General features: G+C 41.8%; 19 protein-coding genes. 13 read left to right on the top strand and 6 right to left on the bottom strand.

Translation table 11 applies throughout. The features are described from left to right. Window positions 1-42: 42 nt before the first annotated feature. The gene (gene rluF, locus BSO02S_RS20250) at window positions 43-750 is read right to left on the bottom strand and encodes a 23S rRNA pseudouridine(2604) synthase RluF (RefSeq protein WP_066071838.1); all 708 of its coding nucleotides are present in this window, start codon (window positions 748-750) and stop codon (window positions 43-45) included. 475 nt (window positions 751-1,225) lie between these two features. Between rluF and BSO02S_RS20245 the strand changes: the two genes are divergently transcribed. Beyond that, entirely contained in the window at window positions 1,226-2,398 is a 1,173-nt protein-coding gene (locus BSO02S_RS20245) for a ParM/StbA family protein (RefSeq protein ID WP_066071835.1), read from the top strand. A 13-nt stretch (window positions 2,399-2,411) separates the two neighbouring features. After that, on the top strand, window positions 2,412-3,029 hold the full coding sequence (locus tag BSO02S_RS20240) for a hypothetical protein (protein WP_066071832.1): 618 nt from the start codon (window positions 2,412-2,414) through the stop codon (window positions 3,027-3,029). 69 nt (window positions 3,030-3,098) lie between these two features. Here BSO02S_RS20240 and BSO02S_RS26585 read toward each other — a convergent pair whose 3' ends face one another. Beyond that, the gene (locus BSO02S_RS26585) at window positions 3,099-3,224 is read right to left on the bottom strand and encodes a DUF4023 domain-containing protein (RefSeq protein WP_084375115.1); all 126 of its coding nucleotides are present in this window, start codon (window positions 3,222-3,224) and stop codon (window positions 3,099-3,101) included. Window positions 3,225-3,339: 115 nt separating this feature from the next. Continuing rightward, entirely contained in the window at window positions 3,340-4,722 is a 1,383-nt protein-coding gene (gdhA, locus tag BSO02S_RS20235; RefSeq protein WP_066071829.1) for an NADP-specific glutamate dehydrogenase, read from the bottom strand. Window positions 4,723-4,879: 157 nt separating this feature from the next. Between gdhA and gltC the strand changes: the two genes are divergently transcribed. The 3 genes from gltC to BSO02S_RS20220 all read left to right on the top strand — a co-directional run bounded on the left by gltC (window position 4,880) and on the right by BSO02S_RS20220 (window position 8,523). After that, window positions 4,880-5,785 (top strand): glutamate biosynthesis transcriptional regulator GltC, encoded by a 906-nt coding sequence (gene gltC, locus BSO02S_RS20230; protein WP_066071826.1) that lies wholly within the window; start codon window positions 4,880-4,882, stop codon window positions 5,783-5,785. Between the two features lie 124 nt (window positions 5,786-5,909). After that, a complete protein-coding gene (locus tag BSO02S_RS20225; protein ID WP_066071823.1) occupies window positions 5,910-7,532 on the top strand; it encodes an FMN-binding glutamate synthase family protein in 1,623 nt (540 codons plus the stop codon). A 40-nt stretch (window positions 7,533-7,572) separates the two neighbouring features. Then, window positions 7,573-8,523, top strand: a complete 951-nt coding sequence (locus tag BSO02S_RS20220) for a phosphotransferase (protein ID WP_066071820.1) — start codon at window positions 7,573-7,575, stop codon at window positions 8,521-8,523. Between the two features lie 34 nt (window positions 8,524-8,557). Here the strand turns inward: BSO02S_RS20220 and pepT are convergent, their stop codons facing one another. Both pepT and BSO02S_RS20210 read right to left on the bottom strand, forming a co-directional pair. Then, entirely contained in the window at window positions 8,558-9,790 is a 1,233-nt protein-coding gene (pepT, locus tag BSO02S_RS20215; protein WP_066071817.1) for a peptidase T, read from the bottom strand. Between the two features lie 266 nt (window positions 9,791-10,056). After that, complete coding sequence (locus tag BSO02S_RS20210) at window positions 10,057-10,989, bottom strand: nuclease-related domain-containing protein (protein WP_235846973.1); 933 nt, start codon at window positions 10,987-10,989, stop codon at window positions 10,057-10,059. Window positions 10,990-11,203: 214 nt separating this feature from the next. Here BSO02S_RS20210 and BSO02S_RS20205 point away from each other — a divergent pair, with 214 nt between their 5' ends. The 5 genes from BSO02S_RS20205 to BSO02S_RS20185 all read left to right on the top strand — a co-directional run bounded on the left by BSO02S_RS20205 (window position 11,204) and on the right by BSO02S_RS20185 (window position 19,097). Continuing rightward, a complete protein-coding gene (locus BSO02S_RS20205) occupies window positions 11,204-11,842 on the top strand; it encodes a TetR/AcrR family transcriptional regulator (protein ID WP_066071812.1) in 639 nt (212 codons plus the stop codon). Continuing rightward, window positions 11,839-12,723 carry an ABC transporter ATP-binding protein gene (locus BSO02S_RS20200; protein ID WP_066071809.1) on the top strand — a complete coding sequence of 295 codons (885 nt, stop codon included), beginning with the start codon at window positions 11,839-11,841 and terminating at the stop codon, window positions 12,721-12,723. Before BSO02S_RS20205 ends, BSO02S_RS20200 begins: the two co-directional genes overlap by 4 nt. Window positions 12,724-12,730: 7 nt before the next feature. Beyond that, window positions 12,731-13,516 (top strand): ABC transporter permease, encoded by a 786-nt coding sequence (locus BSO02S_RS20195; protein WP_066071806.1) that lies wholly within the window; start codon window positions 12,731-12,733, stop codon window positions 13,514-13,516. Between the two features lie 24 nt (window positions 13,517-13,540). Beyond that, complete coding sequence (locus BSO02S_RS20190; protein ID WP_066071803.1) at window positions 13,541-14,341, top strand: DUF2705 family protein; 801 nt, start codon at window positions 13,541-13,543, stop codon at window positions 14,339-14,341. Window positions 14,342-14,522: 181 nt separating this feature from the next. Beyond that, entirely contained in the window at window positions 14,523-19,097 is a 4,575-nt protein-coding gene (locus tag BSO02S_RS20185; RefSeq protein ID WP_084375114.1) for a S8 family serine peptidase, read from the top strand. Between the two features lie 144 nt (window positions 19,098-19,241). On the opposite strand, the gene BSO02S_RS20180 is transcribed toward BSO02S_RS20185, so the two are convergent. Next, the gene (locus BSO02S_RS20180; RefSeq protein WP_066071800.1) at window positions 19,242-19,940 is read right to left on the bottom strand and encodes a hypothetical protein; all 699 of its coding nucleotides are present in this window, start codon (window positions 19,938-19,940) and stop codon (window positions 19,242-19,244) included. Window positions 19,941-20,062: 122 nt separating this feature from the next. Between BSO02S_RS20180 and BSO02S_RS20175 the strand changes: the two genes are divergently transcribed. The 3 genes from BSO02S_RS20175 (at window position 20,063) to BSO02S_RS20165 (ending at window position 23,169) form a co-directional block, all read left to right on the top strand. Then, a complete protein-coding gene (locus tag BSO02S_RS20175; protein WP_066071797.1) occupies window positions 20,063-20,803 on the top strand; it encodes a gluconate 2-dehydrogenase subunit 3 family protein in 741 nt (246 codons plus the stop codon). A 201-nt stretch (window positions 20,804-21,004) separates the two neighbouring features. Then, a complete protein-coding gene (locus BSO02S_RS20170) occupies window positions 21,005-22,720 on the top strand; it encodes a GMC family oxidoreductase (protein WP_066071793.1) in 1,716 nt (571 codons plus the stop codon). A gap of 98 nt (window positions 22,721-22,818) precedes the next feature. Then, entirely contained in the window at window positions 22,819-23,169 is a 351-nt protein-coding gene (locus BSO02S_RS20165; RefSeq protein ID WP_066071790.1) for an ASCH domain-containing protein, read from the top strand. Window positions 23,170-23,331 lie beyond the last annotated feature (162 nt).

The raw sequence follows: 23,331 nt of genomic DNA, 5'->3' as shown, positions 1-23,331 counted from the left end.
AGCCGAAACTGTTGCTTATGTTTCGACCCATCCTCTATTTTTTCACCATTGCTTCGGTTCATAGTTTAAATCACTAAATAATTGCTGGCGTTCCTTCTTAGATAGATCCCGCCACTGTCCAATCGGAAGGCTGCCCAACTGGATATTCATGATACGCGTTCGCTGCAGCCTGACAATGCCGTAGCCAAGGGCCGAACACATCCGGCGGATTTGCCGATTCAGACCCTGTGTTAAAGTGATTTGAAAAACATATTTGGACATCTGTACGACCTTACAGGGAAGTGTCCTTGTGTTTAAAATTTCTACTCCTGCTGCCATTTTTTTTAAAAAGTCAGCAGTAATTGGTTTGTCAACAGTGACAATATATTCCTTTTCGTGCTTATTTTCAGCCCGTAAAATTTCGTTGACGATGTCTCCGTCATTCGTAAGCAGGATTAGCCCGTCTGAATCCTTATCAAGTCGGCCAATATGGAAGATTCGTAACGGATGATTCACAAAATCAACGATATTCCCCTTTATATGCCTTTCGGTAGTGCTAGTAATCCCAACAGGTTTATTTAAGGCGATATAGACGTAATTTTTTGCCACCCGAATCGTGCTGCCGTTAACAGTTACCTCATCACCGGGTTCAACCTGACTGCCGATTACGGCTATTTTCCCATTGATTGAGACCCTTCCTTCACTAACTAACTTATCTGCCCCTCTTCTAGAGGCTATTCCAGACTCGCTAATAAACTTATTAATACGCATATCAAACACACCCTTAAGTGGACAATTCTAATGTTAAGAATACCCAACCTCCGCCATATTTTCAAGCCGGTGCCTGACACCATCAGAAGACGGCTGATGTTACCGAGGGTTTAATGGATTGCATGGTAATCTTTTTTAGGGGGTGCCTTGGTTATTGTGTGGCATGTAAATGATTGTTTACAAAAATGTATACATGTTTACTGTTTGTAAACGTGATGTATACAAAAATGTTTACGTGTATACAAACTCGTACACATCCCGGTTTGACACTATGTGTACAGCTTTGTATTCCTTGTATACAAAATTGTTTACATGATTACCGAAGTTTACAAATTTGTTTACACTTTTACACTTATATTTCATTTTTTCAGGATCATTGAAGAATCTAGTAAACTTCTATAACATTAAGGAGAGTGCTAGATACTACATAACTACCTTTATAAATAAATCTATTAAATGAAAAGGAATGATGTTAATGACTAAGAATAGAATTGCAGCTGTTGATGTTGGAAATGACTCCATTAAGGCCATTTTTGGGGAATTAGAGTATGAATTGAATATTCCTAATATCATAGCGCGGGATACGGAAGACCGCCCCGTGATTGGTATAGAAGAACTTGATAACAAAAACCCATTAGACGGGATTCATATCAAGGTCCACTCCCCTGCCCTGAAAGAGAATAATGTGATTTATCGTATCGGTAATTTAGCAACAAAAAGTAATAATGCCACCGAATTGGATCCAGGCAGCAGCAAGTCTGAGGAAGACCAAACGTTAATTATGCTGTTTGCGACATTGGCATTAGATGCAGTAAAGGAAGAGAATTCGCAGATTTTTCCTCGAATGAAAAATGTCATTGATGCCAGCTATACACTTGGAACCGGTCTCCCCCTTCGCGAGGTAAAGGAAGGTAAAGACGCTGGATATCGCTCAAAATTAATAGGGTCTGTACATCAGGTTGAATTTTTGGTAACTCCCAAATATCAAGGTTTAAAGGTGAATATAAAATTTAATGAAGTAAAGGTGTATCCTGAGGGATTTGCCGCGTACATTAACCTGGTTATGGACAACAATGCAAAAATTATCAATAAGGATTTAATCGATAAACGCATTTTAATTCAGGATATCGGCGGATTATCAACTGATATCGCTGTTATTAAAAATCGCAATGTCGATGATGATAAAGCGCAAGGGTTTAATTTAGGTGTTTCGGAATCATTAGAAGCTATTCGTGAAGAGATTCGATCAAAGCATGGTGTGGAACTGGACAGCCGTCGTGATGTCGTCGAAATAATTACCAAGAAAAATGACCGCAATCATATTATGGTTAAAGGAAGCCGGACAAGTGTTCACGATATCACCGACCGAATTCTGCTTGATTTAGCCAAAAAACAATATCGTTTATTACGAAATGTCTGGCAAAAGAACTCACAAACAGAAATCTGTTATTTTGTTGGCGGCGGCGCCAATGTCTTAAAGGATTATCTTAAAACATTAAATAATAATTTAGATGGCTATAATATTGATTTCTTTGAAGATGAAAAGGAAAGTATTTGGATGATGGCCAATGCTTATTATAAGCTAATCAACGATTATGTAAGAAAGTCAGAAAAGCAAAAACCAGATAAAGAGCCTGTAAAAAGCTAAATAAGGTGATAATATGAAAAATGCTTCCGCGAATGAGGTAAAGAGGGGCCAAGCGATATCGTTCCGCATCCCTTCCGACACACCTGACCATATCCTAAAACATATCCAAAGGTTAAAGGAAACAGAGAGAAGAAATTTTTCCAGCAAAATTGCTGAATTCGTGATGCAAGGGGTGAGTCATTCTCATTCGAGGGAAAAGGAGACGATTACAATCCCCCTCCCCAAGAAATTAACAAAGGCGCAGCGGGATTGGTTAAAGCATGAGCACTCAGAGGCATTGTTGGGAAGTATTCTCTATCAGCTGATCTCTGACCCGGTTCGTTCGACTTCCTTGCTTGCCTCTTTAAATAGTCATTCTTTAGATATTGACGAGGCTCTATACCTGCAAGAGGAAGTATTTCCCGAGCAACAGTCTGCCCGTCAAACGGAGGATAACCCTTATCAGGAAATGGCCGCTGCAGTCGAGGTTCCATCTTCTTCTATCGATGTAAATGACTTGGAGGACGATTTGAGTGAGTTTGATTGGGAAAGTGCAAGGAACAAGAAGCCGCATGTTGTGGAAGAGAAAGACGAAGCTGAACCTGATATAGAGGATCTGCTTGGCGGATTTCTAGCAAATATGAATAAATAATGAAATAGGGCCAACCCTCACACACCGTCTATTGTGGCTGCGAGGATTGGCCTTTTTTTCTCGTATGAATTAATGCTGTTTGTTCGGTAATCTTTGGCTCTTTTGACCTGTAGCCTGCCGTTCTTTATTCTTATCGTCTTTTGCCTGGTTTTTATGAAGCTCTTCTACAAATTCATGTGTGCTTTTATTATCCATGCCGATGCACCTCCTTGAAAAATAGAACCGTTGTTATTGTGACCCTTCGCCATGAAAAATATGTAATGTCTGATGTCCCGGCAATAAACAAAAAAACCTCCTGAAAAGGAGATTTTTAAATAACGCCTTGCGTGATCATCGCGTCGGCCACTTTAATAAACCCAGCGATATTGGCGCCAACGACTAAATTGCCTGGGAAGCCGTATTCTTCAGCGGCTTTTACGCTATTCCTGTAAATATTAACCATAATGTGGTGCAGTTTGGCATCGACTTTTTCAAACGACCAAGATAATTTCGCACTGTTTTGGGCCATTTCTAAGGCTGAAACTGCGACACCGCCGGCATTGGCAGCCTTTCCAGGGCCAAACAGGACTTCGCTATTAAGGAATATATCGATTGCTGCCAATGTGGATGGCATATTTGCCCCTTCACCGACGGCCTTTACGCCATTGGAGACAAGAATCTGGGCAGATGTTTCATCAATTTCATTTTGAGTGGCACAAGGTAAGGCGATGTCACATGGAATGGACCAGATGCCTGAGCATCCTTCAAAATATTGTGCATGAGGGTGGAAGTTCACGTATTCGCTGATTCTCTTCCGCTCGACTTCTTTCAATTGTTTGACTGTCTCCAAATTAATACCGTTTTCGTCATAAATATAGCCGCCCGAATCACTGCAGGCAACGACCCTTGCACCGAACTGTGTAGCTTTTTCTATCGCATAAATGGACACATTGCCAGAGCCAGAAACAACGACGGTACTGCCGCTAAAGCTAAGACCCCGGTCCTTTAACATTTCATCAACAAAATAAACTACGCCATAGCCTGTTGCCTCGGTGCGTGCTAAGCTGCCGCCGTATCCTAAACCTTTTCCAGTCAATATCCCGGCCTCAAAGTTACCGTGCAGTTTTTTATACATCCCAAACATATAGCCGATTTCCCTTGCCCCTACCCCGATATCCCCTGCTGGTACATCGACATCAGGTCCGATATGGCGGTAAAGCTCGCTCATAAAGCTTTGTGTAAAGCGCATCACTTCAAGGTCAGATTTCCCCTTCGGATCGAAGTCTGAGCCTCCTTTGCCGCCGCCGATGGGCTGGCCGGTCAAGGAGTTTTTTAAAATTTGTTCAAAGCCCAAAAATTTAATAATGCTGGCATTCACAGATGGATGGAAGCGCAAGCCCCCTTTATAAGGCCCAATGGCACTGTTAAACTGGACCCGGAATCCGCGGTTTACCTGGACCCGGCCACAATCGTCCACCCATGGGACCCGAAAGGTAATCACTCTTTCTGGCTCGACAAGTCGCTCTAGTATCCCTTGCTCCATATATTTTGGGTGTTTGGCAAAAACAGGGACGAGGGAATCAAAAATTTCTTTCGTTGCTTGATGAAATTCGCTTTCAAACGGATTTCGATTTTTCACCGTCTCAAACACTTCGTTGACATAATCCCTGGCCGCCTTTGTCCCCGATTGTTTCACATCCTCTATTGTTTGCATAAAATCACTCCTTCTTGAAGATAAATAATTGTATATATAGACTGAATATTCTTTGAAATATTATCGTTTTATTTTATAATTGATTAATAATCTAAGCAATATGAAAAATAGATAAGATTAATGCTGAAATTAGATGAATAGAAAGTGGTGGGGAAAAGTGGAGCTAAGGCAGATAAAATATTTCATTGAGGTCGCAAAAAGAGAGCATGTGACTGAAGCGGCCCACGCCTTGCATGTTGCTCAATCTGCGGTGAGCAGGCAGATTGTAAATTTGGAGGTTGAGTTGGGAGTCGATTTGTTCATCCGCGAAGGGCGAAATGTGAAGCTGACGCCGATTGGCATCATGTTTTTAGAGCAAATGGAGCAGGCGATTAAGCTGATTGACAATGCTAAGCGGGAAGTGGAGGAATTTTTAGACCCAGAGAAAGGAACGATTCGAATTGGCTTTCCGAGCAGCCTGGCGGCTTATACATTACCCACAGCTATTTCTGCCTTTCGCGAGCGCTACCCGTTTGTAAAATTTCAGTTAAACCAGGGCTCCTACCGTTATTTAATTGATGGTGTTGTCAAAGGGGAATTCAATCTAGCGCTGCTCGGCCCTGTTCCTAAAAAGGAAAAAAAGATTATCGGAAAAACCTTATTTACGGAAAATATCGTTGCCTTACTCCCACACGATCATCCCCTGGCACACAAACGGATTTTAAATTTAAGCGAATTAAGAGATGATTCCTTTATTCTATTTCCTGATGGCTTTGTGTTACGTGAAATCATCGTCACTGCCTGCGGGCAGCTGGGCTTTCAACCGCAGGTTTCCTTTGAGGGGGAGGATATTGATGCCATTAAAGGCTTAGTTTCTGCTGGACTTGGTGTAACGCTTATTCCAGAAATCACCTTAATCGACGGCCTCCCGCGTTCAACCGTAAAAATCCCGATTACTGAACCTAATGTCACCCGGACCGTTGGAGTCATTATTCCCAGTGAACGGGAGCTGCTACCGACAGAAAAGCTTTTTAATGAATTTTTAAGTGAATTTTTTAGCATCCTAGACAGGTTCCAGCATTAATAACCGCCTTCACCAAAAGTTGGAAGCGATTATTTGTTGTGCTAAAATTAAGATTAAAAGATTACTATCTTATATATGTTAGTTAAGTGATTTTTGGTGCCTGACACCAAAGGGGGCTGTGAATTTGTTATTGACGGTTTTGATTATTTTATTGATTGTTTTTATTGGTGGTCCGCTTTGTTTGTTTATTTGGCTCCATTTTATGGCGAAGAAGCCGCAGCATTCGATTATCCGCGCTCACCCGTATTTGGGCTGGATGCGTTATCTCTTGGAAAAAATGGGTCCTGAACTGAGGCAATACTGGTTTGACGGAGATAATGGCAGCGGTCCGTTTTCGCGCGCTGACTTTTTGGGAATTGTCTTTTCAGCTAAATACAGGAGCGACCTGCTCAGCTTTGGTTCCAAACGTGACTTTGAAAAATCAGGTTATTATATCGCCAATGGGTTGTTTCCGCTTTTAAATGAGGAATTAAAGGTAGACAATCAGGAAAAAATCCATGCGATGAAATATAAAATTGACCATGAGGGCTTGTTTACACGGCGTGAACATCTTGAAAAGGATCAGGTCACACGCTGGCTTTATCCTGAGGAAGACGCCATTGTCGTTGGTCCTGAACGGGAGATTCCCTGGCGGCTGTGCGGACCGTTTGGCGCATCGGCTACCTCTTACGGGGCTGTAGGGGAACATTATATTCTCTCGACAGGCAGGGGCAGCGGTATGGCTGGCGGTTCTTGGATCAATACGGGTGAAGGCGGGATTGCACCTGAACATTTAGAAAGCGGTGCCGATGTGGTCGCCCAAATTGGGCCTGGTTTGTTTGGTTACCGTGACATTGACGGGAATTTCTCGCTGGCAGAATTTAAGTTGAAGGCTCAAGAAGTACATGTTAAAGCCTTTGAACTTAAATTTGGGCAAGGGGCAAAAATTCGCGGCGGGCACCTGGAAGGCTCAAAGGTCACACCAAAAGTGGCCAGCATTCGAAAGGTTCCTGTCGGTCAAACCATCAATTCACCCAACCGCTTTCCATTTTTGCGGAATTCATATGATACACTTCAGTTTATTAAAACATTACAGGATGAAGGCGGCAAACCTGTCGGAATCAAGATTGTACTCGGCTACCATTCTAATCTGGATGAATTTTTTGATGCCATGAATCGACTGCAAATCTTTCCTGACTTTATCACTGTGGATGGCGGTGAAGGCGGCACCGGTGCTACCTTTAAATCGATGGCGGACAGCATGGGGCTCCCGCTTTTTCCAGCCTTAATTGCGGTTGTCGACAAAGCCCATCAGTTCGGTGTTCGTGATAAGCTGAAAATCTTCGCGTCAGGAAAGCTAATCTCTGCCGATAAAATTGCGATTGCCTTAGGAATTGGCGCTGATGCAGTCAATTCTGCCCGAGGCTTTATGATTGCTAATGGCTGTATTATGGCGATGCAATGCCATACCGGTAAGTGCCCGGCCGGTGTAACGACGACCGACCCTAAATATCAAGAAGCACTGGTGCCGGAGGAGAAGCAATGGCGGGTGATGAACTATATCATCAATGTCCGCCAAGGGCTGTTTGCCTTGGGAGCCGCTTGTGGAATTGATACGCCTCGTAAATTCACACGGGACCATATTGTTTATAAGGGCGCGGATGGCCAAGTGAAAAGATTGTCGGAACTGTTTCCCCTTCCAGATTCCGTGGAGGATAAACCGAAAAGACATCTACTAGCTGAAGATACAAATTTAGATGTCGGTTAAAAAGAAACTATTAACCTATGAATAGGTGGTGAGGGGCTCCATGAAGATGCCTGCAAATATTGTCCTCGCCGACGGTACCTTAAATAATGAATTAATCGTGAAAAAAGAAACCCTTTATCAAGGGATGAATGGGAGATTTGTAGAAAGATTCTATCTGTCTCCTTCAGAAAGCTATATTTTTAAACCCTTAACGAATAATGGCCAATTGGGCAAAGAAGTCTGGGTCCATGAGCATGTGCTCCCCTTATTCCCGGCCATTTTTCCAAAAATTATTTCTTATAGGATTAGTGACACTTCAATGCTAAATTGGATGATTCTTGAGGACCTTGGCCCGCTTACACATGACTTTGATGAAGCGACTGTGTTGGGCGTGGTGAAGTGGGCAGCCTGGTGGCATTCGCTCCCGATTGAAAAATTGGCAAATGTTCCGATATCAGGGCTGAAACCAGGAATTGGGGAAATGGTGTCGGATATTTGTGGGAGGAAGGATGAATTTTTTCGTTTATTGCCGGGCCTAGGGGTAGAGGAGTGGCTTATTCAGTCCGTATATTCAGAGCTTAATGGAAAGAGATTTTCGGAGCGGCTCGTCTTATCACACGGAGATTTGCATGCGGGGAATTTTGCCGTTGCAAATAAGCAGCTGATGATATTGGACTGGGAACATACCCATTTAAGCTCACCCTACTGGGATTTGTACCATCTCATCGATCTGTCGCATCCCGATTTCCCGAAACAAGTGACGGACCAGCTTCGAGAGCGGGCATTGAAGTCGTATCTTGAGCAGGTGGATGTTGAGATTGATGGGGAGGACTTCATAAAGGAGTATTATTTGTTTGCTGCGGTGTTTTCGATCTGGATGATTTTATTGATTCAAAAGGACTTACAGATGAACGGTGGGAAATGGTCTGTAGGGCAGCTGAATACCCAGCTCGAGGAGACGGTTTCTAGCCTGAAGCAGTGTGCAGCAGCACTTTTTAAAAAGAAAAGCTAACCCCGCGCTCTGCAGGGTTAGCCTTTTTATAAAATTAAGCCTTTTGTTCAGTCAGTTTGATGGTTTCAATGACCGTTTGCGTTGCTTTAATCATATTATCGACGGAAATAAACTCAAATTTCCCGTGGAAGTTTTCGCCGCCGGTAAAAATATTTGGTGTGGGCAGACCCATATAAGACAGCTGTGAGCCGTCCGTGCCGCCGCGGATAGGCTTGACGATTGGCTTGATGTCCAAGCTCACCATCGCCTCATGGGCAATGTCAACAATTTCCATAACAGGTTTAATTTTTTCACCCATATTGTAATATTGGTCGTTCAATTCAAGGTTAAGATTGTCATGGCCGTATTTCTCTTTGAATTCAGTGACAATGTTTTCAAGCATCGCCTTGCGGGCATTGAATTTTTCCATGTCATGGTCCCTGATAATATAGTGGAGATTTGTTTGTTCGACATCACCATTGAACGAAAGCAGATGGAAAAAGCCTTCGTAGCCCTCGGTGTGTTCCGGAACTTCTTTGGCTGGCAGCTGGCTATGTAATTCCATCGCAATTTTCATGGAATTAACCATCTTGTCTTTCGCTGAACCGGGGTGGATGTTGTTTCCTTTGATAGTGATTTTGGCTGCAGCGGCGTTGAAGCTTTCGTATTCCAACTCCCCTAGCGGACCGCCGTCAACAGTGTAGGCGTGGTGCGCAGCGAAGGCCGCAACGTCGAACTTATGTGGTCCTCTGCCAATTTCCTCATCCGGTGTGAACGCAACGCGGACCTTGCCGTGCTTAATTTCCGGATGTTTTATTAGCTGGGCCATTGCGGTCATGATTTCAGTGACGCCGGCTTTGTTGTCGGCACCAAGCAGTGTCGTGCCGTCAGTTGTGATTAAGGTATGGCCTTGATAATCCGGCAGGCTTGGGAAATCCTTCGGTGACATGACCACCTTTAGTGATTTGTTTAGGACGATTTCATTTCCATCATAGTTTTCAACGATTTGCGGGTTAACATTGGTGCCTGTGAAATCAGTTGCTGTATCAACGTGGGCAAGGAAGCCGATTGTTGGCACAGTTTTGTTGGTATTAGACGGCAGGGTCGCCATCAAATACCCGTTTTCATCTAGTGTTACCTCATCCATGCCAATTTGTTTTAATTCTTTTTCCAGCATGTGCAGCAGTGTCCACTGGCCTTCGGTCGATGGACAGGTCTCGCTGCTTTCATCAGACTGCGTGTCCACTTTTACATAGGAAGTAAATCTTTCAATTAGTTCGTCTTTCAATTTGCGTGCACTCCCCTTTTTTAAGTTAATTTCATGATTATCATATCACTTTGGGAGAGCGGTTACACGTTTTCAGGAAACAGGTGAGTTTGGAGGAGCTTAATTTGCGTATAGCGCGATCCAACTTGCGGATAAAGGTCTCCAACTTGCGTATAGCGTCCTCCAACTTGCGGATAGAGCGCTCTAACTTGCGAAAAGCAATCCAACTTGCGTATAGTGCCTTCCAACTTGCGGATAAAGCGCCCCAACTTGCGTATAGCGAAATATCACTTGTTTAGACTAAAATCCATTTTATAAGTGCGATAGCGATATGCCCCTTCACTCGACAAGTTTCTGCTTTGCAAAATACGATTGGCAGTATAGATATCATCAACCCCCAAAAACGCACGGCATTCCCTATTCGTAATCGTCCGTTTAAAAATTAAAAACCACTCACGTAATGCCCTTTGATGGGCGAGATGGTCTGTCGCCTTACAAAAAGGACACTGCCAAGTTCTCGGAAGTTTAATCATCCCAAACCGATCGCAGACCACACACCATACCCCTGTTCGAAAATCACCAAATGGGATCCGAAAAGACTCACATATCGGCCTTGGAATATAACGTTGATGACTGTTAACGAGCTCAGCAGAAAGCCAATTAAAAGTGTCTATATCCAACTTTTTTGCAGGTTGTGGGATGCTTCGAATGTAGGAGGGAATCAAGTTGGGGAACAGAAGCTTTGTTTTAGCAGGAGGAACAGCGACAATTTGTTTCGGATAAGCCAGTACAACGGCACCATAAATGGGGAGATGGATGTTTCGGCTCTTAAGCCAAGCGGTCAATAAGTCGCGATTTCGCTCCAATTGGACGACTGGGCTTTCATAACCATCTTTGTGCCCGTCATCCCGGGTACGAACAAGCTGCGGGGGATTCTCTTTGAATTCCAAGATCCCGCCAATATTTTTAACCTCTAAGACAACACCATACCAAGGTGTCAACACATTGGTGTCCATTTGGAATTTTTCATCCGACGTGGGGGATAAATCGTGAAAAATATGGTGGTCAAATGAAAAGGAATGCTTCCGGAAGATCTCTGTCACCCTTTCTTCGCCTCCAATCCCCGCTTCTACCGACCCCTGCTTAGCCGCTAATACGGGGAGAATGGAATGGCCAACAGCCAACCGTTTTTGTGCGGCGATTAATCCTTCTAACTTCAATGACTTATCCCTGTTTTTAACTGTATTAATGATTCTTCACCTCCATAAAATAACCCTACAACATGCATCGTAGCACACTTCGAAATGTCCTACTATAGAGTTCATATTTTTGTAAAAAATATAGCTTGATTGCTATTGACCACACAAGTCAATGGGATTACAATGACTCCATTGACTCATGTGGTCAACTAATTTAAAAAGGAGTTCCGCAAGCATGTTTTCAAAATTTCTCAACTTAGATAAAGAAAAACAAGACCGAATCATCAATGCTGCCATAAAGGAATTCGCCCAGAAAGGATACAACAATGCCTCGACAAATGAAATCATCAAAGAGGCAGGTATTTCAAAAGGGTTGCTGTTTCATTATTTCGGCAATAAAAAGCAGCTGTTTTTATTTCTGTTCGACTATTGTTATGAGCTGATTGCTGAACAGTTTTATCAAAAGATTAACTTTACTGAAACGGACTTTTTTACAAGAATTCGCCAAGCGGTCATGGTCAAAATGGAACTTCTCGCAGCTTATCCAGACCTCTTTAAGTTTATGGAAGAGGCTTATTTAGAGGACTCAGCTGAAGTAAAAATAGAGGTAGACAAAAAGGTAAAGGAACTGAACGATGTCAATTTCGGTAAAATTTACGAGGGCATTGATTTTTCAAAATTCCGCGCTGATATGGATATCAAAAAGGTCTTAAAGATTATCACTTGGACCTTTGAAAAATTGAGTGAAGAGGAGCTTTATAAGGCAAAGCTTTCACCCACCCATCATATTGATTATGAAAAAGTATTCCTGCAGTCAGAAGACTATTTTGAGATTTTAATGAAAGCTTTTTATAAGGGGGATCAGCCACAATGAACGTGATTGAAATTAAAAACCTTACAAAAACGTATGGTAAAGCACGTGGAATTACCGACATTAGCTTTAATGTCGAAGAAGGTGAGATATTCGGCTTCATTGGCCCAAACGGGGCTGGTAAATCAACGACAATCCGTACACTGCTTTCGCTTATCTACCCAACGAGCGGCAGTGCGGCGATTTTTGGCAAGGACTGCATTCAATTTGCCCCAGAAATCAAAAAGGAAATCGGCTACCTGCCTTCTGAAGTTTTTTACTATGACAATATGAAAGTGAAAGACCTATTAAACTATTCAGCTAGTTTTTATAAAAAGGATTGCAGGAAGAGAATCATAGAATTAGCCAACATCATGGACCTTGATCTTAATAAGAAAATTGATGATCTCTCCCTGGGAAATAAAAAGAAGGTTGGGATTGTGCAGGGGCTGCTTCATGAACCGAAGTTGATTATACTTGATGAACCAACAAGCGGCCTTGACCCGCTGATCCAGCAAAAATTCTTTGAACTCTTAGAGGAAGAGAATAAAAAAGGCGCAACAATCCTATTTTCATCGCATATCCTTAGCGAGGTTCAACGCCTATGCAACCGTGTTGCCATCATTAAAGAGGGTAAGATTGTTACTGTTGAAAAGATTAGTACATTACAAGAAAATAACTATAAAAAGTTCAAAATGGAAACGAAATCAGCGCTTGAGGCGAATTATTTCCAAATAAGCGGCGTCAATAATTTAGAGATAAGGGGCAACCTAACGAGCTTTTTATTCAGGGGAAATATCAACACAGTCATGAGAAAAATCGCCGACATAGAAATCACCAATCTTTGGATTGAAGAGCCGGACCTTGAGGAGATCTTTATGCATTACTACGAAAAGGAGGCGTAACCAAGCCATGAATATATTTTTGCATGAGTTGAAGGCATATCGAAAATCACTGATCATTTGGTCGCTGTCCTTACTGTTGATCGTGGTCTTGTTTATGTCTTTTTATCCTTCCTTTGCAAAGGATTCAGAGGAGTTTACAAAAATAATGGCTGGTTATCCCGAGGCGATTAGAAATGCATTAGGGGTAAACCTAGGAAATTTCTTTACCATCCTAGGCTTCTATTGCTTCCCACTATCATTTATTACGCTGTGTGGTGCGATCCAGGCAATGAATCTAGGAACCGGCATTGTCAGTAAGGAAGTCCGTGAAAAAACAGCAGATTTTCTGTTAACAAAACCAGTTACCCGGACAACGGTGTTGACTTCTAAGCTGCTAGCCGCATTCAGCGTGCTTGTCATTACGACTATCGTTTATATAACGGCTGCAAGCATCATGGCGTTTCAAGTCAAGACGGACGACTTTAGCTTTAAACTATTTATCATGCTTTCACTGACGATGTTCTTTGTCCAGTTAATTTTTCTAGCCTTTGGAATCATCATTTCTGTGGTTGTTCCAAAAATTAAATCGGTGCTGACGGTCTCGCTGGCAACCGTCTTTGCCTTCTACTTTCTAGGGATGTTCACAGAGGGGGCGAAACGATATTTTTCACCGTTTAACTATTTTGACACGGCCTTTATCATCAAAAATAAAAGCTATGAGGCCTCCTTTTTAATTGCTGGCGCCATCATTATTATTCTGGCGATAGCGGCGAGTTATTTCGTTTATGCAAAAAAGGATATCCATTCTGTATAACGTGTTAATTGGAGGGGTTTGGTCATGAATATATTTTTACATGAATTAAAGTCCCATCGAAAGTCGCTCCTGTTTTGGAGCATCGGTGTCTTCCTCATGGTGGTATCTGGTATGGCCAAATATGCTGCCTACTCATCAGCAGGCCAATCGATGAATGATCTGATCGCGGATTTACCCAAATCATTAAGGGCTGTATTGGGTTTCAATGCGTTGGATGTATCAAAGATCAGCGGCTATTATGGAATGCTGTTTCTTTATTTGTTATTAATGGCAACAATCCACGCAGCAATGCTCGGGGCAACGATTATTGCCAAGGAAGAGCGCGACAAAACGTCGGAATTTTTATTCGTCAAGCCCGTATCAAGAACGACGATTATTACCGCAAAGTTATTAGCAGCCTTCACGAATATCGTCGTCTTTAATGTCGTCACCTTCGTTTCGTTACTTTTCTTTATAGGGAAATACAACAGCGATGGTGAAGCGGTTAATGGTGATATCGCCCTTACAATGGCGGGAATGTTTATTTTACAAATCCTGTTTATGGTCATCGGCAGCGCGCTTGCTTCTGTAAAAAGGAAGACAAAGACGGCTCCATCACTTGCAGCCAGCATCCTCCTGCTTTCGTATATGTTATCGATTGTGATTGACTTAAACGAGCGTATGGAAGGACTAAAATATCTGACCCCATTTAAGTATTTTGAGGCAAAGAATGTTATGTTAGGCGGCGGGTTTGAGCGGGTTTATATAATCATATCAATTGTATTAATCATTGCTTTTTCGACAATAACCTATGTTTTTTATAAAAAAAGAGATCTAAATGTGTAAAAAAGACCGAGATGCCCGGTCTTTTTTTGTTGAAAAATAGCGCGGATTTACAGCGTTTACTTCGGTTTCCGAATGGTTCTGAGTAGTTTACCTTTTTTTAATATAATTAATATATTGACTATTCATCTAATTCTAAATAAACTAGAACTGAAACTGAAAATTAAATAAGGGGGAAAAAATATTGAAAAAGAGAAGTTTACCGTTACTACTGATTTTGTTAATGGTATTCTCTAGCGTTGCACAAGCTGCTACTCTATCAGGTCCACAAAGCAGTAAAGCTAAGCAGTTAGCTAAAGTAACGCAGAGTCTACATAAACCTTCAAAATCAGTAACTGTTAAGGATGCAGAAAAGAGTTATAAAAAGACGGACAAGGTTCGTGTAATTGTCGAGGTTGATGGAGATCCGGCTATTACATATGCAACAAAAGAAGGAAAAAAGTATACTGAACTATCAAAGTCAGTAAAAACGCAACTGCAAACCAAAGTATTAGACAAACAACAGGCTGTAAAAAACCAGTTTGCTAAGAAATCTATTAATATGAAATTTAAACAAAATTTCACGACCACGTTTAATGGATTTAGCGGTACTGTGGAATATGGTCAAGTTCCTGCTATTAAGGCTGTTGATGGCGTAACAAATGTAACGATTGCCAATGAATATCAACGACCTAAAACCGAGCCAAATATGAAATATAGTAAAGAAATGATTGAGGCTCAAAAGGCTTGGGATTCTTATGGCTATAAGGGTGAAGGGATGATTATTGGTGTTATTGATACCGGTATTGACCCTAGTCATAAAGATATGATTTTAACAGACAAATCAAAAGAAGCACTTACAAAGGATAAAGTAGCTTCTCTAGTTACTGACAAAGGACTGCCGGGTAAATTCTATACTGATAAAGTTCCCTATGGTTATAACTACTACGATGAAAATGACCAAATTCTTGATCTTGGTCCAGGTGCATCGATGCACGGAATGCACGTATCAGGTACCGTTGCAGCAAACGGTGACGAGGATAAGGGCGGCATTAAAGGGGTAGCACCAGAAGCGCAATTACTTGCCCTTAAAGTATTTGGTAATGACCCAGAGATGCCTTCAACATGGAGTGACATTGAAATTAAGGCCATTGATGATGCAATCAAACTAGGTGCAGATGTAGTAAATATGAGCTTAGGTTCGACAGCAGCATTTGTTGACCAGGATGCGCCAGAGCAATTGGCTATTCAAAGAGCTGTTGATAACGGTGTGTTAATGTCTATTTCAGCGGGTAACTCCAACCATATTGGTGATGGCTACTCTAATCCGCTGGCACAAAATCCGGATTATGGTGTAGTAGGCGGACCTGGTAATGCAAACAGTTCATTACAGGTTGCTTCCATTGAGAATAACTTTATGGACTTAGCTGCAATTACGTATTCCTTTGATGGTACTGAGAATGGGAAAGCTCCATTCTTATCTGCTGGCAGCGCAGACCCATTAAAGCAAAATAAAAAATCATTTGAAATTTTAGATGCTGGTATTGGACAAGTGTCCGATTTTGAAGGCAAAGATTTCACAGGTAAATACGCATTAATTAAACGTGGAACTCTCGATTTTGTTACAAAAACAAAAAATGCACAGGCTGTAGGCGCTGCAGGGGTTATCGTTTACAACAATGCAGATGGCTTTGTAAGCATGGCATCAGAAACAGCGATTACAATACCACAATTATTCATGTTAAAACCTGATGGAGACAAACTTCATGATGAGTTAGCTAAAGGAACGAAAGTAACACTAGAATTTAAAGGCGATAAGGTAACATCGCCGAACCCAACTGCTGGAAAAATGTCTGATTTCACCTCTTGGGGTGTGACATCAAACTTGGATTTCAAACCAGAAATCACAGCGCCGGGTGGAAATATCTACTCAACATTAAATAACAATCAATATGGTGTGATGAGTGGTACATCAATGGCTGCGCCACATGTTTCCGGTGGTTCAGCACTTGTTCTTGAACGAGTGAAAAAGGATTTCTCAGCCCTAACAGGTTCGGCACGAGTAAATATGGCGAAAAACCTGTTAATGAATACAAGCCAGGTTATTGAGGATAAGGGAGCTTATAATGCAGCTTATATGCATAATCCATATTCTCCACGCCGCCAAGGTGCAGGGATAATGCAATTACACGCTGCTTTAAGCTCACCAATTGTTGTAACAAATACTGTAACAAATGAAGCAAAGGTTGCCTTAAAAGAAATTAAAGGAAATAAGGCGACATTTACGCTAAAGGCACAAAACTTCTCCGATAAAGAAGTAACCTATGCAGTAGATGGAAATGTACAAACGGATCTAGCCATTTTTGATAAGAAAAGTGGATTATTCATAGACCAGCTTGAATCTCAAGGGATTTATAAGGATGGTACCATTTCAGATGATGAACCATATGTTGGCGAGTATCCAATTTCATTTACTAAAGAGAACCTGACCATTCCTGCCAATGGCAGCGCAACGGTTGATGTAACTGTTGACCTAAATAATACAGTTGATTGGTATTACAACGCTCCATTAAATGAAATTTTTGAAAATGGTTATTTTGTTGAAGGTTTTGTTACATTAACAGATGTTAATGATCAAAACCCAGTGGTTTCTGTTCCATATGTAGGCTTTAATGGTGATTGGAATAAGGCATCAATCGTAGATTCAATGATTTATGACGGTAAAGATGCTGATTCCTTCTATGGATATACAGGACTTCTCACATCTGCCGGTAAAGACAAAGATGGCAATAACAATTATGACTATCTAGGTGTTAATCCAGCTGATGAATCTGCTAAGTCTAGCAAAATTGCCATTTCGCCAAATGGTGATGGTCAAAATGATAATGCAATTCCGATTCTATCATTCCTGCGAAATGCAAAAACGGTAGAATACAAGATTGTCGATAAAGATGGAAAAGTTCTTCGTAAAATTAAATCCGATACGGATGTCCTTAAAAACTATAATAATGGCGGAAGAGGTTTACAGTATTATCTAACGACTGCTGCTGCATGGGACGGAAAGATCAAGAACAAAGTAGTGGCAGACGGTCAATACTATTATGAAGTGAGCTCTACTATTGATTACCCTGGAAAAGAACCGCAAAAAGTGAAATTCCCTGTCCTTGTAGACACGGTTGCACCAAAGGTAAGTGCTAGTGTGGATGGTGATAAATTAACACTTGCATCAAGTGATGAAAATGGATCCGGTGTCGCTTATTATGATATTTCCGTAAATGGGAAATCTGTATATGGTGAAAAAGACAAGCCATTATCCGGTGAAAAAACAGAGTATACATTCAAAGAAGCACCTGCTGTTGATGCTACGGTAGAAGTTGTTGCCCATGACTTTGCTGGAAACACTAGTAAAGTAGTTTTAGAAGCGGCAAACGACAAATCGATTCCTTTTGTCCATGTTACTTCCATTGGAGCAACTGGAGTGTACACATCTCATGAGTTACCTGTTTCTGGATATCTTACAGATAATACAAAGATTCGTGAGTTAACTGTAAATGGCAGTCCGGTAGACTTTACATGGAATGCCGAGAAGTCACGTTACGATTTCAGCACAAAAGTGACTGTGGAAAAGGATGGAGTTTACAATATCCCTGTTTCCGCTACAGATGTAGCTGGTAATACGTATAAATATCTTGTTCGAGATCTTAGAGTTGATACAACTGCGCCACAAATCAATGTAGACGTCCCTACTAAGGTGAAAAAAGATGTAGATTCTGTAGAGCTTAAAGTAACGATTTCTGATAACTTTGACGAGCTTCAATATTTCGTGGATGGAAATGAGGAGTTTTTCAAAAAGGCCCCAGATTCCTATAATGAAATGAATAGCTTTAGTAAAGAAGTTACAACAAAGCTTGACCTTGAGCCTGGTAACAACACATTCATCCTTGAACTTGTTGATATTGCCGGCAACAAAACAACAAAAGAAATCACCATCTTCCGCGGTGAGTCTAAGTACAAGGTAAATTTCTACAACGGCAGCGCGGTTGTGAAAACAACTGAAGTTGTTGAGGATTCAAAAGTAACAGCTCCAACGGCTCCAACGAAGTCAGGTTATACGTTTATCGGCTGGTATAAAGATGCAGCCTTCAAAACAAAGTTTGATTTCACTAAGCCAATTGTTGCTGATACAAATGTATATGCACGATTTGCAAAAAATCTTTCGGCACCAGCATCTGTTAAAGCAGCTTCTGCTGACTATAACAAAGTAAATGTTAGCTGGAATAAGGTAACGGGTGCTTCAAGTTATGAAGTTTACCGTGCGACTTCTAAAACTGGTAAGTACAGTAAAGTAGCTACGGTTACAAACGGAAGCTATGCAAATAGCGGCTTAACAACTGGCCAAACTTACTACTATAAAGTAGTTGGTTCAAGCACAGTTGAAGGAAAGAAACTTTCAAGTCCATATTCAAGTGTTGTCAGTGCAAAGCCTGCCCTTAAAACACCAACAGGTGTCAAAGCGGCAGTTGCAAGCAAAACTTCAATTAAGGTTTCTTGGAGTAAAGTCAGCGGTGCAAACGGTTATGAAGTGTATCGTGCCACTTCAAAATCCGGAAAATATTCAAAGGTAAAAACAGTTACTTCAGGGTCATCTGTAAGCTATACCAATACTAAATTAACGAAGGGTAAAACTTATTATTATAAAGTGAAATCCTATCGTACGGTAAGTGGTAAAAAAGTTTACAGCTCCTATTCAAGTGTCGTATCAAAAGGCTTGAAGAAGTAATAAAAGAATAAAAGGAACGCTCGGATTTTGAATTGAAAATCCGAGCGTTTTTTTGTTGCTTTCAAGTTCTATTGAAAGGTCACTTTAAAAAAAGGCGCCTTTTTATTTTTGGATAAGAGAACGTTGGACGCTTGGCCTTTCTTATTATTCCGCCATTTTTACAAGTTTGATGATATCACTTGAGAGCCGATTATAATTGGGAGAATCGGATTTCATAGCTGTCTTAATGCCGTCAATCAGCGGCAATGCCTTTGGATTGGTAATCGTTAATATTTTTACCTGACCATTAAAGGCTTTCCCCATCAAATCTTTGGCCTGCTCTAAATTATCATCGTTTTTCAGCTTGGATGGGTCCACCCCATCAAGATTACCCTTTCCAGATGCACCGGAGGTATTTTTTAAAACCTTGCTTTGCAATTCATCATACCGTGTGGAGGTAGCTTCCTGTTGGGCCCGAGCCAGAATAATCGTGTCATCAATAACAAATACCTTGATTCCAGGAATACCTTCCCCTGATAGCCTTGATTCTAAGTGGGAGGAAATTCCGCCATCATGGAGGCTGGAGCTGCCGATTAGACTATAGACATTGGTGCCGACCCCGCCTGTTGTTTGATTATTTCTGTTGGTTGTTTTTTTCTTTGCTCGATCAACGCTTGGAATAACATTGACACTATTCTGCCCCCCATGCACAGTACCATTCCCCTTTTTATTAACAGATGGATCATGATTTTCTGCTGCCCCTACCCTATTTTCTTTCATACTTTGTTGTCCTGTACATGCTGAAAGGACTAATAACGCACCAAAGATAGGTATGCCCCAAATTTTCCATTTCCGTTTAAGCATATTTGTGCCCCCTTTTTTAAAAGTATTGTTCCCTTTTATTTTCTTAGTATGATTGGTTTATTTTGGGAACATAATGAAGGTAGATAAATGGCAATAATTGTCGAAAATTTGGAGGTTGGAAAATGGCTGAAGAAAATAAAGGGAATCCAGAATCCTTATCAAGAAGGAAATTTATTCGAAATACCGGTTTTACCGTGGGCGGATTGGCTGTTGGTGGTGTCTTAGGGAGCCTGCTGCCAAGAACCCGTGAAAAGGACAAAAACGAAACTCCTGTAAAGGCAGAAAACTTTAATCAGGCATTGATGTATTTTACACCAGAGCAATTTCGAATTACCGAAGCGGCAACCGAACGAATTTTTCCAAAGGATGAGCTTGGACCAGGTGCAAAGGCAGTTGGAGTGGCTTTTTATATCGACCATCAGTTAGCTGGCGACTGGGGCTTTAATGCGCGTGAATATATGCAGGCGCCCTTTTTCAAAGGTGAAAAAGTTCAAGGCTATCAAGGGCGGCTAAAGCGCAGAGACATTTTTGATATTGGCCTGCGTGAAATTCAAAATCACAGTATGGCGGTTTATAAGAAAGACTTCACAAAGTTAACAGATGAAGAGCAGGATGCGATTCTTAAGGATTTTGAGGGAGATAAAGTGAACTTAACAACCATTTCTCCGAGTGGGTTTTTTCAAATGCTCCGGAGCGCCACGCTCGAAGGAACGTATAGTGACCCATTGTATGGAGGCAATAAAAATATGGATGGCTGGAAGATGAGGAAATATCCAGGCAGCCAAATGGCCTATACCGACATAATTGACAAGGATTTCAAGAAAATTAACCCGCAAAGTTTAAAATCACATATGAATCATTAGGAAAGCGGAAGCGACCGTTTAGTGACGTATGGACTGGAGCGGTTCGACTGAGATAAAGGAAACACGGAGAGCGATAGCGAGCCGATGTTGACTTATCGTAGGGAGGAGCGCGAAGTACACTAGTCACTGGGAGCTGGAGCTAGACAGTTATCGAATTTCAAAGATTAAATTCTGATTAATTTATTAGAATGAGGTGGAAGCATGGCAAGGAAGTTACCGAAAGTTGATGTGGTGATCATTGGCGTCGGCTGGGCTGGTGGAATCATCGCCTCTGAATTGACGAAAAAGGGGCTAAAAGTGGTTGGGTTGGAAAGAGGAAAGGAACGAAAAACAGAAGATTACTTCATGGTTCATGATGAACTGCGGTATGCCTTGCGTTATGAGATGATGCAGGATTTGTCAAAAGAAACGATTACCTTCCGCAGTAATGAAAAGTTCCGCGCGCTGCCAATGCGGCAATATGGGTCATTTTTAATTGGTGATGGATTAGGAGGTTCAGGTGTCCACTGGAATGGGCAGACCTTCCGTTTCCTCCCCTATGATTTTCAAATTCGCAGCCAAACGATTGAAAAGTATGGAAAAAATAAAATCCCGGCAGAAATGACGATTCAGGATTGGGGCATTACTTATGATGAACTGGAGCCCTATTATGATACTTTTGAAAAAATGGCTGGTATATCCGGGGAGGAAAATCCGCTGGCGGGGAAACGATCAAGCAAATACCCTACCCCGCCGTTAAAGAAGACGAAAGCGATGGAACTATTTACGGATTCGGCTAAAAGAATGAAGCTCCATCCTTATGTTCAACCGGCAGCCAATTTATCGGAGTCCTATAGTAATCCAGATGGTATTTCACGCGCTGGCTGTCAATATTGCGGCTTTTGTGAGCGATTTGGCTGTGAATACGGGGCCAAGGCAGACCCGGTTGTGACCGTCATTCCGGTGGCACAGAAAACAGGAAACTTTGAAATAAGAACCCATTCGAATGTAAGAAGAATCTTAAAAACGGGGAAGAAGGCAACAGGTGTGTTATACACGGACGTGACAACGGGCGAGGAAATTGAACAGCCTGCTGATATTGTCGTACTCACTGGATTTGTCTTCAATAATGTCCGTCTCCTGTTATTATCGAATATCGGCACGCCGTATAATCCTAATACCGGCACAGGGTCCGTCGGAAAAAATTACGCCTATCAGGTGCGAAAAGGAAATGCGGTGGGCTTTTTTGACAAAAAGGAATTTAATAATTTTGCCGGTGCGGGCGCACTGGGAATGATTTTAGACGATTATAACGGGGATAACTTTGACCACTCCAAGCTGAATTTCATTCACGGTGGAATGATTATCCTAGGGCAGACAGGACAACGGCCCATTCAAAACAATGCCGTTCCAAAAGGGACGCCAACCTGGGGGGCAGACTTTAAAAAGGCCTCGCTTAAGTATGCCAATAGCACCCTGACAGTTGGCGGTGAAGGTTCATCAATGGCCTTCAGGCATCATTTTTTGGATTTAGACCCAACCTACAAAGATGCCTACGGTGACCCGTTGATTCGAATTACCTTTGACTTTGAGGATCAGGACCGGGAGATGTCCAAATACCTCGCTAGTAAATGTGCCGATATCTTAAAGGAAATGGGCGCTGATCATGTGGACTATATGCAGGATTTAGGGCCATATGATGTGTCTACCTATCAATCCACACACAATACCGGCGGCGTTATTATGGGCAGTGACCCTAGTACATCTGCAGTGAATAGCTACTTACAAATGTGGGATGTTGATAACCTTTTTGTTGTTGGTGCATCGGCATTTCCGCAAAATGCCGGCTACAATCCAACCGGTACTGTGGGTGCTTTATCCTACCGCGCGGCGGAGGGTATTTTAAAGTACCATGATAAGGGCGGTCAGGTCGTTTAAGGGCAGCAAGTTGTTTTTAAAATAGTTCAAGGTAATGGATTTTATCATAACAACAATGTTAATATGAAAACATAAATCGAATAAGGAGGAGAACGAATATGACAACCCAAAATGAAAACAATACATTGCCGCCAAAGACATGTTCCGTTGAACGTTTAATAACAATGGAAGATGATGTTAAGAAGGTCCTTGCAGGAGAAAAAACAGCAACACGCAGGAATGGCAGATATGCCGATCCGGGTGAAATTATGACGCTGGAAGGCCGAGAGTTTGTAGTTGAAAATGTCTATTCGCAAAGTTTAGGTGAGTTAACAGATGAGGATGTCCGTCGCGAGGGCTTCGACTCGGTGGAAGCGTATAAACAATCGATTCTTGCCTATCATCCGGGCATGCCATGGCTGCCGCAAATGCGTGTGTGGGTTCATGAATTCCGCCCTGTTCAAGAATAGAAAATAAGTGAGTGTTCTTGGTCCATGTTCGTATATGGGCCATTTTTTTATTTTATAGGAAATTATAAAATAATTTAGTGTGGATAACTTTGAATTAGTTATCTGAATCCAGCCCCAGCACCCAGTGGACTTCGCTCTTTTCCCTACGATAAGTCAACATCG

This window comes from Neobacillus soli NBRC 102451, from assembly GCF_001591665.1.
Taxonomy (GTDB): Bacteria; Bacillota; Bacilli; order Bacillales; family Cytobacillaceae; genus Neobacillus; species Neobacillus soli.
The sequence above is the reverse complement of the archived record's forward strand: the minus strand, read 5'-3'. Positions and strand labels throughout refer to the sequence as shown.